Below are 14386 nucleotides of genomic sequence, written 5' to 3'. Positions count from 1 at the left end.
AGCGTAGCATGTGATTTTACTATTTTAAGCAGCTTTAGCCCACGAAGCCCTTGCGAGCTCGGGTGGCAATGACAAGCAGGCCGACGCGACCTCCAGTTGAAGCAAAATCGACGACAGGCGCAAAGGCGCGCTGACCGCAGAAATCCCGTCAATCGACTGCTCTTCATGCTTCAAGTATAAGTCCGTCCCATTTCTAGCGATGTGACTGCCTAGTAAGAAAATTAGCGGACCTCAAGGTGATGCTTGTGCAGTCCCCTCCGGCCCGTCTTCATCCTACTCGGAATCACTACCATTTGCCGACTATTTGTCACTAGCTTTAGCGCCACGATCTCACAAAATTTGTGCAGATTTGCTCGTCTAGTGTCGACATCTGTTGCGTTCCGGCAAACTGGGAGAGCCCACTAAGCGGGCTGACCCCTGTTGGCCCGTTAGCCGTCATGTCAACCTCAGAAACTCTCAGGACTTGATCGGCCTGCTGCTAGCACAATCAAAATCGCCAGCTGTGCATGAGTGAACCGCACTGGGTTTTGTGGAGGCTTCAACTCTTAAGATGATGAAGCCATGAATAAGTCCAACAAGTTCTCTCCCGAAGTCCGTGAACGCGCAGTACGAATGGTGCAGGAGCACCGCGGGGAATATCCGTCGCTGTGGGCAGCCGTGGAATCGATTGCACCCAAGATCGGCTGCGTGCCACAAACGCTGCTGGACTGGGTCAAACGCGCTGAAGTCGACGCCGGGGTGCGCGAAGGCGTCACGACCAGCGAGGCGCAACGAGTCAAGGATCTGGAACGAGAGGTCAAGGAGTTGCGCCGGGCCAACGAGATCCTGAAGCTGGCCAGTGCTTTTTTCGCCCAGGCGGAGCCGGGCCGCCGGCTCAAGTCCTGAGGGAATTCGTCGACAAGCATCGCATCACCTTTGGGGTCGAGCCGATCTGCAAGGTATTGCAGATCGCCCCGTCGGGATATCGGCGCCACGCGGCGCTGCAGCGCGAGCCACACAAGCGCTGCGCCAGGGCGTTCCGTGAAGACGCCCTTATGCCAGCGATACAACGCGTCTGGCAGGCCAATATGCAGGTCTACGGTGCCGTGAAAGTCTGGCGTCAGTTGGCCCGTGAAGGAACGAGCGTGGCGCGTTGTACTGTCGAGCGGCTGATGCGCCGCCTTGGCCTGCGAGGCGTGATGCGCGGCAAGGTAGTCCGCACCACCATCAGTGATGCCAAGGCTCCATGCCCGCTGGATCGTGTCAATCGGCAGTTCCGTGCCGAGCCTCCGAACCAGCTTTGGGTCAGTGATTTCACATACGTATCGACGTGGCAAGGTTGGCAGTACGTGGCCTTCGTCATTGATGTGTACGCCCGGAGAATCGTTGGTTGGCGGGTCAGCAGTTCGATGCGTACGGATTTCGTTCTAGATGCGTTGGAGCAGGCGTTATACGCCCGACGTCCTGAGCGCGACGGGTCCTTGACCCATCATTCCGACAGGGGGGTCTCAATACGTCAGCATTCGCTACTCTGAGCGGCTTGCCGAGGCAGGCATTGAGCCCTCGGTGGGCAGCCGTGGTGACAGTTACGACAACGCTTTGGCCGAGACCATCAACGGCTTGTATAAAGCCGATTTGATCCATCGCCGGGCACCGTGGAAGACCAGGGAATCCTTGGAGCTGGCCACGCTGCAATGGGTGTCTTGGTTTAACCACCACAGGCTGCTCGAGCCCATCGGGTACATCCCGCCTGCAGAAGCTGAGGCAAACTACTACCGGCAACCCGCCAGTCAGGCCACCAAGGTGGCAGTCTGACTTAAACCAAACTGCCTCCACGAAACCCAGTGCGGTTCATGAGCGACCATTGCAATGGCTCCTAGTTCACTCTCAAGTCTCAACGACGATCGATAGCAAGCTTGCAACACCAGTCGCAGTCGCTGTGACACCAAGTAGGCCAGTCGCATGCAACTAGACAAAAGGCAAGTGATCTCTCAGTCATCGTATGCGCAATGTGTTGAATTTGCTCTCATCAAGTCTCGGTCTCTCTGACGTCCTACGAGCGGTCAAAGGTGGCGGCGCTGTTTTAGAGCCTCCCTCTTTTGACGGATACTTCGGACTAGTCAGAAACCTCCATAAAACAGCCGCGAAAGCGGCTGTTTTTGCGTGTGCTGGCGCGCTCGCGATTCATGCCTGCTCTCGCAATCTGCCTGCGACTGACAGACTGGGATTTCCATCAAACCCGAACTACTATCCAGCCATAAATCCTAATGCACTAGGATTTTTTATAAACACTGAAGAAGAATAAAGATCCTATTTTGCTAGGCATTTTTGCAAACGTTATCAATGCCTTTCCATAATTCCTAGTCAACCAGGAACTATGAAGCTCGACATCAAGTCTTCGTCAGACCTTGGCCATGCCGTCCGAGCCATGCGCAAAGCCTCCGGTATTCGGCTGGATGGTCTCTCCGGCATCGTTGGTATCAGCAAGCAGACGACGTCCAATCTGGAGCTACACTGCTCCCGACCTCACTCCCCGCCCTTTCGCCTTGGCCCAAGCACCCCACAACCGCGCCGCCCAACGCAAGCGCAAGTCCAGCTGGTCATCGCTGCGCATGCCCCAGCACATGGCATCCACCCTGCAGAAAAAACACTGGCTGCGTCTGCATGGCCTGTGCATGGGGCTGCTGGTCTTGCTGGTGATGTGGGCGGTCACGGCAGCACTGCTCCATTCCGGGGTGACATCGATGGCGCTGCGCTATGCCATCAGCCTGGGCGTGGGCTATGCCGTGTACCTGCTGGTGCTGCGGCTGTGGGCGGCCTACCTGGTGCGCAATGCCTATGCGCGCAAGCGCGATGACTCCTGGGCCGATGGCATCGACCCGGTGCCCGATCTGCACGTAGACAAAGGCGCGCCCGATTGGCAGTCAGGCGGGGGCGGCAATTTTGGTGGTGGCGGCGCGTCGGGGGATTGGGCGGATGTGGACCTGTCGTCGACTGCATCAGGTGCTTCCAGCTCCTGGACCGGTGCCGTCGATGTGGTCGATATCGGGCGCGGCGATGAGGGCATCATCATCGTGCCCATCCTGGCGGTGTTTGCCGCCCTGCTGCTGGCCTTCTTTGGCCTTGGCGCGCTGCTATGGCTGTACTTTGGCGTCGATGTGCTGCTGACCGTCGCGGTGGAGCTGGCCTTTTCGATGATGACCGCCCGCGCCCTCGTGCGGGTCGAGCGCGCAGGCTGGCTGGCCTCGGCCGTGCGACTGACCTGGAAGCCGCTGCTCGGCGCCCTGGTCTGCGCCGTGGCGCTGGGTGCGCTGGCAGACTGGTGGGTGCCAGAGGCCACCACCTTGCGCGAAGTGATCGCCCATATCCGGGGCACGCGATAACTACCTTGGCCTACCCAGCGCTGCCACAAAGCCCGTTTATGCTGGTCCTTTGCTGGCCGCCACGGCTTCCCTCTCATCCATGACAAGGACTGTTCATGCCCATCGTTGTTACCGCCCAGAGCACCATCCAGATCGGCGCTGCCGAGCCTCTTCAAGGCAATGCGCCCGAAGGCAGGTATGCAGCGGTGTTTCAAGACGATGGCGACACCGCCTACTTCTATGCGCTGGATTTTGCAAATGCCGAGCAACCCATCCAGAACGCGCTGCACATCTACAACGTGGCCGATGTCTCGGACAAGCACCTGCCGTCCGAGGTGACGATTGGCTGGTCCACCGACGGCAGCAAGGTGGTGCTGCTGATCAATGGCTACCCGCATGCGGTGTTTGATTTTGCGGCCAAGCGTGGCTACTGCCGCACCGCCTTTCCGCCCCCTGATGCAGATTCCGGCTGGAGCGGCCATGACTGGTCGGACGACGCCATCGAGCTGTTTGCCACCGAAGCCTGAGACGACGAGGAGCATCGCCATGCACAGCCACCAGTTTGACCATTGGCCCTTTGCCGATGCGCACAACACCGCCAGCTTTTCTACGACCAAGGTGGTACGCGAGCATCTGCCAGTGTTGATGGTCTCGCATGATGCCGATGGGGCTTGGCAGTTTCTGGATGCCAGCAACGACGAGCCCGGCGAGGCCCTCCTGGTCTGCATGGCTTGCATCTATGAGCGCGACCAGAGCCTGGAACAAATCGCAGACCTGCCACTGGGTTGGAGCGCCTGGCGCCAGGAAGTGGGCGGCACCTGGGAGCGGTTTGAAAACCCGCCTGAGGACGACGACGAAGACGCAGACAGCACGGATTGAAGCCCCAGGCATCAGCGTCCTGCTCCAAGCCACCTCCACCCCCAGGGCTGCCGCCATCCCTTATTCTTGGGGTTTTGTTCAACCCAAGGCCCGCATGCCCTACACCGTCCAACACGAAGAAGCCGATTCCAAAGGCGCGTTCTTTATCAACCGCGATGCCACACGCGTGGCTGAGATGACCTACAGCCGCACCAATGCCACGATGATCATCATCGACCACACGGAAGTGGATGATTCACTGCGCGGCGAAGGCGCAGGCCGCCAGCTGCTCAATGCGCTGGTGGCTTGGGCCCGTGAGACCCACACCAAGGTGCTGCCACTGTGCCCCTTTGCCAAGGCCCAGTTCGCCAAGGATGCGTCGCTGCGCGACGTGCTGTCCTGATCGGCTCTAGGCTGCACACATGGGACCTTACTTCGGCCCATGTGCGCTTTGACCACCGCCAATGCAGATCGACCCCCATAGCAGCAGCCGTCTGCCTCGCTCGTAAAGCTCAACCGATCAAAAAACCTGCAGCAATCCCCATGGAGAGAAACGGGAAGATTGCGCCATCCAGCAACAAATACTTCAGCTTGCCCTCATCCATCCTTTTCAGCAGCTGCACCTCCATCAGCGCCAACACCATTCCAATGCCAAACGCTTTGAAGAAGCTCAGCGCTGGCACCGAAAAAGCCATCCTCATCAAAAAGCAAATGCAGGCAGCAAGCAAAAATATGAGTGAGGGGATGAGAATCGAAGTGAGTCTGTACATTACAGTTCCGCAATCGCCATATTAAGCTCCATCAAGAAATAGGCCAATGCAACTGCCAGCAAGACTCCTAGCACCGCGCCTGTAATAGGGTTGGCAAAGAATAGCCCCAAAGCAGCAGCGCCCTCCATCGCGGCGACAGAGAATGACAGCACCATCAGAATCTGAGCCACTTTCTTGGGGGTAGACAGATCCGGATTCTGGACAATATCGACAATGGATACGATGAACGACAGAATCGTGGCGGCTTTAGCCGCCAAATTGATGTAATACGATCTCGTCAGTTCATTCAAAGGTCCATTGACTGCATTGGGGTTTCGGAGTTTTGTGATCAATGCATCTACCAGCCCAGCCAGGGCGGCTGAAAGCAACGTCAACCAGCCTCCATTGCTGCCCCCCTCAATGGTATAGGCGCCAGCGCCGGTTTCTGGATCAATGCTGATAAAACCAGCACCTTTCCAGCCATGCACAATGATCGGGCGCTCGTGGATCGTTACCTCTTTCCCCGCAGCCAGTGCTTGCCCCACTTTCATCTGCGTCTCATAGCTGTGCGCGCTGAGTGCAGCATTTACGATGTTCGGATGGTTGGCGTAGATTTTTTGGGTGATGGTGTAAATCTTTTGCCCTTCAGCCGTTGCAAGCCCAATGGCTTTGACTGCCGAGATGCCCTCGGGGCAACTGGGCAGGCCTGCTACCGGATTGGCTGCCCCCACCAGGTTGCACTGCGCCGAATCATTAAAGAACCGCTCCGGTACTGCATGCTCCAGCGCACTCATGAACTGCCCGCGAATGCGGTTGTAGCCAATCCACTTGCTTTTGTCGTTGTCCTTCGCCCAGGTCAGGTTACGGATATGGCCAATGTCCAAATTCACACCGGGAAATCTGACCTGTCGAACCACACCCCAACTGTAAACAGGGCTGGCCGCAGCATGGAATAGACCGTAGCTCAGTCCTGGCGTCTCCATGACGCCGGTTTGGTTCTGGCTGAGGCGATTATGGCTTTCCGCCACCGCAAACCAGCTCCAGATGACGGCCGTCAGCAGGTCGCCACTGACTTTCTCACCCGTGAGGTTCTGCACGTCATTGGCTTGCAGCTGGCTCTTGGTGTTGTTCAGCCTTGCTTTGAGTACCTCCAGCTGCTTAGCACTGATCCCTCCCGCACTGATCCCAATCGCAGTCGCCTGCCCCACCACATGGCTCGAGTCGGGCGTCAGGTCCCACTGAGTGGGGTTGCTGTATTGCGTAAAACCGCCCTGGCCTTGCAAATCGGTGCCCATGGTGAGCCCCATGCTGCTGCGGGCGACAACCTGGCCATCCACATTGATTTGCGGGTTCAAGCGGATCAGATAGCCCGGCAGGCTTGTGGGCAGCTCGCTTGGCTGGATGGGGCTGCCGTCTGCATGGGGCTTGGGCAGATAGCTGGCGATCAGGTCTTCGGTGGCCTTGTCGGCGGGTACATAGCTCAGCGTGATGCGCTTGCCGGCCAACTGGCTGACTTTGGCGGTGTAGCTCAGGATCTGCTCGCCCCACTGGTCCATCAGGCTGTACTGGAACTGGTGCTGCAGGCTGGCAGGGATGCGGCTGGTGGCGGGGTTTTCCGTCACCACCGTGTAGGGCAACTGGCCGCTCAGCGTGGAGGGCATGCGCTCGGCAATGATCTTTTTACCGATTACATCGCCCACGGTGGCGCCAGCGTTCTGGCTGTTGATGTAGCTTTGCAGTTGGGCCTGGTACTGCTGCATCTGGTTTTGCACGGCGGCCTGGTTCAGGTTCTGCACCCAGCCTTCAGCTTCGTTGACGGTGGCACCCAACTGGGCACTGTCGAGTAGCGCCTTGGCATCCAGCGGGACCGCCTTTTGCAGGTCCATGCCCGGGGCGTACTGGTATTGCTTGTAGCTGGCATCGAGCGGCAGCCAGCCATTGGCGTTCGCGTTGATGTTGGGGTGCTGCGGTGGGCTGGCATCGGCGCCGCCATCAACGGCGCCTTTGCTGGCTGCATAGTTGACATAGGCGCTGGCCCAGACGTGCTCCATACGAATGGAGGCAATCTTGCCATTCATGATGATGCCGGTGTTGGCGATGCCGCCTTGGGCCATCAGCTGCTGCGCAGCCGCGGGCACCTGGGCGCCGCCTACCCAGTTCATGGTCTGGGCCACGGGCAGCTCAATGGTGCCCAGCTGGTAGCGGGCGGGGATATTGCTCGCGCGCAGCAGCGCAATGGCCAGGCTGGCAATGTCAAAGGCATTGCCCCGGCCGCTGGCCAGCACGGTGTCGGCCGTCTGCACGGCTCCCCAGGTGGGCACCCATTCGATGTGGTTGCGCACCCAGTTTTGGATAGCGACGGGGTTCTTGCCCAGCTCGGCGGCCTTGGCCTTGATCGCATCGGTCAGTACGATCTCGTCGGTCTCGCCCAGGTCGGCATCGCTGGGCGCCTGGTCGGCGCTGGGTGGCACGGTAAATTGCACGCCGCCCACGGTGGTGAGCTTGGTCACTGGTGCAGACTGCAGCGCGGCCTGGCCCATTGGCAGGCCCAGTTGCTCGCTCCAGGCCTGGCGGGTCTGCGCGGGCTCGCGTTTGGTAGGGGTGGGAGTGCGCCAGGGCAGCTCCGGGCTGGTGGTGATTTTCTTCTGCGGTGCGCCTTGCGCGAGCAGTGCACCCAGCGCTTGCAGATCCGTGCTGTTGATGGCGGCGGCAGACTTGGCCGCCAGGCCGCCGTTGTTGCCCAGCAAGCGCGCAGCCAACGCATCGAGCTTTTGCACCTTCAACTCAAACTCGGCAGCCGCTGCATCGTGGCGGGCCAGTATCTCGGCACCCAGGCCTTTTTGCACCAACTCAGCGCGCATGCTGCGCAGGTCTTCGCGCGCAATACCGCTCTCGTCCTGGATAGCGGCGAGCGTGTTTCGCAGCGATTCTGGGGTCGTCTTGGCGTTGTAGATGGGCGCTGGGCCTGCTTTCTTTTGCTGCGGCTGTGCCAGCGACTGCTGCACCTGCAAGTCCCGGGTTTGCTCGCCCGCTTGCGCGATGAGCTCTTGCAAACGTTGCGAGCCGGCCTGCTCCATTTTCTGGGCCTGGTAGTTGGCCGCCTTCAGTTTGGCATCCCAGGCCTGCAGGCGCTGCATTTGGCTTTGCGCCATCGGGTTGTAGGCCTGCTGGCCTTTTTCCTGGGCGATGGCGCTCAGCGGTTGCAGCGCCAGCGCGATGTGGGCTGCAGCCACCACGTAGGCAACAGGACGCACTATTTTCTTGAAGCCGCGCATCACGGCATCGGTCGCTGCGTCACCCGCTGCGGCTGCCATCTGTCTGTTGGTCATAACGATCGCCATGTCGATCTCTCTCTTGATTTCTTGTCGTTGTCAGGTGCGGGCCCATACCTTGGTGCATGGGCCCGTTGTGGTGGTGGTCAGCGGCCCGCTTGCCGGCGTCGCAGGCCCGCAGCGGCCAAGCAGGCCAGTGCGGCACTCAGCAGCAGCAATCCAACAGGGCCATGGACTGGCACCTTTTTGGCGTTGCCGGTTTCTGTTCCGGCGCCGTTGCCATTGCCGCCGTTGCCAATCTTCAAGGCCGCTGTGGCCACGGCCTCCTCGCAGCCCGCCTTGCCCAAGCTCGCAATTACCAGCACATGGGCAGGCGCGCCTTGCGGTACGGTCCAGCGGTAGGTCTGGCTCCACTGGCCAGAAGCTGCTATCGACACATTGGCGCTGGCCTCTTCCATCAGCAGCGCGCCGCTGTCGGGGTGGACCACGCGCAGGGTGACTGCGCCGTTGGCCAGCGCAGCGCCGGGGTTGTCCAGCTTGAAGCCCAGCGCAACGCTGTCGCCAATGTTGGCCGTGCTGGGCGTTGCGGTAATGGCACCCACCGCACCAGGCACGCAAGCGGCTGCCGCCTTGACCTGGAAGCCCGTCGTGCTTTCAGACAAGAGGTTGCCCGCGCTGTCGTACAGCTTTAAATGCGCCTGGTAGGTGCCTTCGCTCAGTTGCCCTGCGGGCAGGGTGTAGCCAAACTCGCGCGATCCGGCGGGCACCAGCTGCGTGATCGCCTCCATCTGCTGGAACGAAGGGGTCGCCTTCATCCGCTCACGCTTGGTACTCGTCAGCTGCAGCACCACGGTTTCTGCACGCAGGTTTTGCTGCACCACGTTCGATGAAGTGTTGCCTGCACGTGAGGTGATCTGCGTGGCCTGGCCCACCAGGTACTCGGCCTTGTCGGTGCTGATCTTGGTCGCATTGCCGGGCCCCGGGCCGCCCACCACCTTGAAGGGTGCGGTGGCACTGCCGTAAACCACCCCTTCTGGCGACACCAGCTCGGCCAGCAGCAGGTAGTCGCCCGCCAGCACACCCGCTGCCGGCCAGGTACTGTCCACCTGCAGGGTCTGCCCCACACCGACGTTGACCGGTGCAGGCAAAGGCAGAGAGGCCACGGCATCGCCATTGGCATCCAACACGGTAAAGCGCACTTGTGCCTCACGCGCAGCCACACCCTGGTTGGTGACCGGAGCGGAGAAGAACGCGGTCTCCTGGCTGGTGTACACCGGCTTGTCCGTCAACGCCTGGATGCGGATGTTGGCATTGGCGGCAATGCGCGGCACCACGATGGGCGACACCACCTCGCCCACCACAAAGCTGTTCTGGAACTGCAGGCTCGCGATCTGCGCGGCCGGGCGCACTTCTTCAATGGCCATGTTGGCCAGCGCCAGGTCAAAGTTGACCTCGCGGCCCGTCTCGGTAATGCCGGTGAATGACCACAGGTATTGCGTGGAGCCATCGGCCTGCGGCAGCGTCTTGGTGGGCGCGGGCTGGATATTTGTCGGCGCCGTGTTGGCCGCAAAGTTCACCACCAGGTCGGCATCGAGCGCACCCAGACGGTCCAGCATCGTGGGCAGCCAGATCTCGATCCAGGTCGAAGACAGCAGCGATCCGCCCAGCCCCTGGTTACTCAGCCAGGAGCCATCGGCGCGCTGCTGGTTAAGCACATACTGAATCGCTCGCCGCAACCTCGGGTCGCTGCGCGAGGGGTTGGTGAAGTCCAGCGCCACGCCCACGATGGCCGTCGCCACCGGGTCGCTGGTGGTGTAACCCGTCGTATTGCCCCAGCCGCCGTCGCTGTTCTGGCGGCTCCACAAGGTCTGCGCCATGTCGTAGATCAGCGTATCGAACTCCGCAGCGCGCGCCGTGCCTTGGTAGTACTCGCGCAGCTTGGACAGGCCCATCATTCTGAACGCCATGTCCGCATTGTTCGAGGCATTGAATATCGAGCCCGCCACCAGCTTGGTCGCCGACTTCGCCAAGGCCGCGTCGATCTTGGCCGCAACATCAGCAGCGTCCGCCGGCGTGAATGCCATGCGGTTGAGGCTGTAGCTGTCGCTCCACAGCAGCGAGCCATCCGGCAAGGCCACCGCCGTATTGACGGAGGCAAAGCCCAGGCGCTCGACAATCCAGTTCTCGTTGTACCAATACAGCCCATTGCTGGTGCTCAGCAGATAGCCCTTGTCGCCCCACCGAACCAGCTGGTAAGGCGTGCCATTGGTATATGCCGCAGGCGTATCTCTGAACGCGCCACTCAGCTCAAAGCGCAAGACGCGGTTTTGCCCGGGGTGGGTCACCAAGATGGCGCCATCGGGCTCCTGCTCCAGTTGCCCGCCCGTCGATTCGAGCAGGTTGCTGTTAAGGAACTCCGACAGGTTGCCCGCGTCATCGAGTTTGAAGAGCTTGGTCTGCCCATAGGCCTTGAGCAAGTAGCCCCCACCTGCCAGCTCCATCGCATCGCTGCTGGCCTGGCTGCTGATCCTGACGGGCGTGCCCCCGGTGTCCGACAGGTAGACACCCGAGGTGGTGGCGATCAGCAATTTGCCATTGGCCAGCACACGCAGGTTCTGGATCGGCAAACCCGTCGCCACTGGCGTCGCCTGGGCAGAGGCCAGATCCACCGCATAGACAGTTTGCCGGCCCCTGTCCCCCACATAGACCTGGCCGTTGGCAGCCACGGCCAAGCGCTGGTCACCAGTGCTGAGCCCTGCAATGCTGACTGGCGCATTGGTTTTGACGGTACCCGGGCCGTGCTTGTTCAGCAGCGTGCTGTAGTCCACCAAGCTGGCCACATTGATGCCCGTCGATTGACCGGTTGAGCCCCACCAGTGGCCGCCATAGTCCGGATTCCATTCGCCATTGTTGGCGATGGAGACAATGGCTTCGGCCAGCTTGCGGTTGCTCGATGCAATCTCCTGCGGGTTGTGCCACTCCTTGGTCGCCCACAAGCCCAAGGTGGTGGTGGTACGGATGTAGGTGTCACCCGAGTAATTGACTTTGCCGTCCGCACGCACCTGCTGCAAGATGGCATTCATCAGCTCGTTGCGCTTGTTCTGGTCGAGCGGCTGCACAAAGCGCAGGTTCTTCTCGCCACCCACCACAGCCTGCGTCTGCACATGGCAGGCAAAGCACTTGAGATCGCTCACATGGTGCTGGTAGGCATAGCTGTCGCCATAGCGCACGGCCTTGGTCACGGCATCCCGAATCACCGGCGCCAACAGATCGGTGCTGCTGCCCGATGCCATATCCAGCCCGGTGATCTTGATCTTGCCTTTGACCGTCTGGTCACCTGGCGGAACCACTGGCTTGTCAACCGTGAACTCGGCCTTGGCCATATCACCCACATACAGGCTGGACTGGATAGCGGCGCCCGGCGCAATGCCGGCGGTCACCTCCACCTTCAGGCTGGCCGCCTTGTCGGGCATCCAGGTACCAAAGCTGATCTCCTGCAGGCCACCAAGCGCAATGCTGGGGGCTTGCGCCGTGGTCTGGTACACCAGCGCGCCGGTGGTGGAGTCACTCACCTTGAGCAAGTAGCCCGATGCGGGCAGCACCACGTTGCCATCGTTCTTGACCAGGGCGCTAAAGGCCACCGGCGTATTCGCACCAGCCTGTACGACCGGCGGCTCTGCATTGGCCGAGCCAGAGAATGCGGCCTGGGGCGTGATGTCCAGTGCAGCGCGCAAGCTGCCGGTGACCACGCCAGTGGGGTTGTCCTTGCCGCGCGATCCGGGCTCGACCAGCTTGGCAATCACCGCATACCGGCCGGCGGCGTGGCTGGCGGTGTTCCAGTCAAAAAACACCTCCAGCGCTTGGCCAGGGTTCAGCGTCGCATCGCCCAATGGAATGGCCGCCGCATCCAGCGCAGACAGTGTGGCCACCACATCACCGGCGGGGCCCTGGATCTCCAGCACGATGCTGGTGGTCGATGCCGCCGCAGAGTTGTTCTTCAGCTTGACGCTGGCCTTGACAGGCTTGTTCAAACCCGTGGTCGTGGGCGCTACCACCAAGTCGGCGAGATCGAGAAAGCCCACCCCTGCCGACGCCGGAATCACAAAGTCCTGCGTGATATCGCCGGGCTCGGCAATCGTCAGTTGGTAGCTACGCGATTGGAAGCCGCTGGCAGACACCTGCACATCCCAGGCGGTGCCTGTCAGCCCCTCGAGCACATAGGCACCGGCCGCATTGGTCAACGCGCTGTTTGCACCCACGGCCACCGTGGCATTGGCAATCGCAGCGCCCGATGTATCGGTCACCAGGCCATGCAAGACGCTGGTTTGGCGCGCCGCAGACATCTCAATGATGCCGGCATCCAGCCGCGATCCGATGGATGAAGTGCCAGACTGGCTGATGGCGCCATAGCCCGTCAGGGTGTACTTCAGGGTGATGGCCCCGATGGGCGCCGTCATCGAGAACTTGCCATCGGCACCCGAGGACCCGGTGGTTTGGGATGAGGGCCCTTGGATCGCGATCACGACACCGGCCAGTGGCGCTTTCGTCGCCGCATCGATGACCTGTCCGCTCACCGGCACCGATGTGGCACCCGCCGAGCTCGCATCGATCAGCGCAGGCGAGAAAAGGCCCGTGCTGCCGGCAGGCAGGTGTGCCGTGCCCGATGCACTGACCCAGCCCGCTTTGTCAGCAGAAAGTACGACTGCACCGGCAGCCACACTGGCGATGCTGTATTTGCCTGCGGCATCGGTGCTCGCCTGGTAGCTTGTTCCGGCGGCCGTGTTCTTCACTGTCACCGTCACCCCGGCCATCGGCGCGCCATTGGCTTCTTGGGTCACCGTGCCCTGCACCGTCACCGTCGTCACTGCGGGGTCCGGGTTGGCAGGCGGGGTCACGGTGATCGCCTTGGTCAACGTGGGCGAGAAGCTCAAGCTGCCGCGCGCCTGCACCACCCCCGATCCCGTCACCAGGCTATAGCCTTCCTTGGTCGCCGCAACGCCTACCTGGCCGGCGGGCGATACCGCAATTTCGTACAAGCCTTGTGCATTGGTCTGCACCGAGATGGGAGCTCCTCCTGAAGCCGGTGTCACCGTGACCGTGGCGTTCTCCAGCGGTGCATTGCTGCTGCCATCGAGCACCATGCCCAAGACCGTGCCGGAGTTGGCCTGCTGGCCCGGGTCGGTCGGCTTGACGGCAACCAACGCCAAAGCCCTCAAAGCGAGGGCGGTCGTGTAGCTGTCGGCTTCCCAGGATCCATCGGGCTTTTGGCTGGCCAGCAAATAGCTTTGCACTTGGGTAGCAACCTGCGGTGCCGATGCGGTGTAGGGATGCACTGCTTCAAACACCAAAGCGGTGAGCATTTGGCTCTCGCCCCATGCGCCAGAGGCCGCCTGCTTGGCCAGCAGCGCCTGGGCCAAAGTCTGTGCCAAGGCCAAGGTGCCTGCGTCCTTCAAGGCATCTGGATTGATGGCGCGCAGCACCACCGCCGTGGTGTAGAGATTGGCATAGCCGCCCGCCTTGAGCATGCCACCCGATTGCTTGGACATCAGCCACTGCATCACCCCTTGGCGCGTGGATGCGGCGGGTGTCGCCATGGTGCTGTAACCCCAGGCCGTGTCGATGATGCCGGGCACCATTTCATCGGGATAGGTGGCAAAGCCTTTGTCGGCAATAAACCGAGAGGACAACGGCGAGGTAATCTGCACGCCCTGCTGGGTTTTAAGCGACTGCCAGCAAGCCAGGGTTTCCGTCGGTACGTTATCGCCCGATGCGGGCATGGCATTCACCAGCGCCGTTACCTGGCTGTTATTGCCTGCCAGGCGAAGCAACGTTTGCGCCGCTTCGCATTGCGCCTGCGCAGCAGTACCAAAGCGTGATTTACTAGCCAGTTTGCCGGACGGCAGAACCTGCCCCTGCAACCATGCCAAACCTTTGGCCTGCGCCACGCCATCGGCCCGTGCTGCAGTCACCCCCGCAGCCATGAACAGCAGCAGTAACAGCCATATCGATAAGCGTCTGCCCCACGCACGAAAAAATTGCTTCCCCTCTGGCACCATTGTCGTCACCATCCATCTCTCGTATTTATAAAAATCGCAGCAGACACGACAACGCGGATGCGTACAGGCATCCCTCCGTTTCAGATCTGCAGGTATTAGGTTATCTCGGT

7 protein-coding genes, 1 pseudogene and 1 other annotated feature are annotated in these 14386 nt (G+C 61.0%); of the genes and pseudogenes, 5 read left to right on the top strand and 3 right to left on the bottom strand.

Annotated features, from left to right (window positions below):
• Positions 1-561 precede the first annotated feature (561 nt).
• The 5 genes and pseudogenes from N4T19_RS17295 (at position 562) to N4T19_RS17275 (ending at position 4602) form a co-directional block, all read left to right on the top strand.
• Positions 562-1794 (top strand): annotated as a pseudogene (locus N4T19_RS17295) (IS3 family transposase).
• Positions 840-956 (top strand) — a sequence feature (AL1L pseudoknot). (Overlaps the previous pseudogene by 117 nt.)
• A 731-nt stretch (positions 1795-2525) precedes the next feature.
• Positions 2526-3362, top strand: coding sequence for a hypothetical protein (locus N4T19_RS17290; RefSeq protein ID WP_260718629.1), 837 nt, complete (start codon positions 2526-2528; stop codon positions 3360-3362).
• A gap of 95 nt (positions 3363-3457) precedes the next feature.
• Positions 3458-3868 carry a DUF2251 domain-containing protein gene (locus N4T19_RS17285; RefSeq protein WP_260718628.1) on the top strand — a complete coding sequence of 137 codons (411 nt, stop codon included), beginning with the start codon at positions 3458-3460 and terminating at the stop codon, positions 3866-3868.
• A gap of 19 nt (positions 3869-3887) precedes the next feature.
• Positions 3888-4220: a hypothetical protein gene (locus N4T19_RS17280; RefSeq protein WP_260718627.1), complete on the top strand. Its 333-nt coding sequence runs from the start codon at positions 3888-3890 to the stop codon at positions 4218-4220.
• A gap of 94 nt (positions 4221-4314) precedes the next feature.
• Positions 4315-4602: a GNAT family N-acetyltransferase gene (locus N4T19_RS17275; protein WP_116925463.1), complete on the top strand. Its 288-nt coding sequence runs from the start codon at positions 4315-4317 to the stop codon at positions 4600-4602.
• 109 nt (positions 4603-4711) lie between these two features.
• Here N4T19_RS17275 and N4T19_RS17270 read toward each other — a convergent pair whose 3' ends face one another.
• From N4T19_RS17270 to N4T19_RS17260, 3 genes are all read right to left on the bottom strand, one after another.
• Positions 4712-4969 (bottom strand): hypothetical protein, encoded by a 258-nt coding sequence (locus N4T19_RS17270; RefSeq protein ID WP_260718626.1) that lies wholly within the window; start codon positions 4967-4969, stop codon positions 4712-4714.
• Positions 4969-8277, bottom strand: coding sequence for a transglutaminase domain-containing protein (locus tag N4T19_RS17265; protein ID WP_260718625.1), 3309 nt, complete (start codon positions 8275-8277; stop codon positions 4969-4971). Before N4T19_RS17265 ends, N4T19_RS17270 begins: the two co-directional genes overlap by 1 nt.
• A gap of 89 nt (positions 8278-8366) precedes the next feature.
• Positions 8367-14048: a carboxypeptidase regulatory-like domain-containing protein gene (locus tag N4T19_RS17260; protein ID WP_260718624.1), complete on the bottom strand. Its 5682-nt coding sequence runs from the start codon at positions 14046-14048 to the stop codon at positions 8367-8369.
• Positions 14049-14386 lie beyond the last annotated feature (338 nt).

The organism is Comamonas squillarum (genome assembly GCF_025309455.1).
Classification (GTDB): domain Bacteria; phylum Pseudomonadota; class Gammaproteobacteria; order Burkholderiales; family Burkholderiaceae_C; genus Comamonas; species Comamonas squillarum.
This window is presented reverse-complemented; position numbering and strand designations above follow the sequence as displayed.

Bases quoted from the DNA above. Each gene is read 5' to 3' on its own strand.
- N4T19_RS17265 (WP_260718625.1), bottom strand. From the start codon at position 8,277: ATGACCAACAGACAGATGGCAGCCGCAGCGGGTGACGCAGCGACCGAT.
- N4T19_RS17285 (WP_260718628.1), top strand. From the start codon at position 3,458: ATGCCCATCGTTGTTACCGCCCAGAGCACCATCCAGATCGGCGCTGCC.
- N4T19_RS17280 (WP_260718627.1), top strand. From the start codon at position 3,888: ATGCACAGCCACCAGTTTGACCATTGGCCCTTTGCCGATGCGCACAAC.
- N4T19_RS17270 (WP_260718626.1), bottom strand. From the start codon at position 4,969: ATGTACAGACTCACTTCGATTCTCATCCCCTCACTCATATTTTTGCTT.
- N4T19_RS17275 (WP_116925463.1), top strand. From the start codon at position 4,315: ATGCCCTACACCGTCCAACACGAAGAAGCCGATTCCAAAGGCGCGTTC.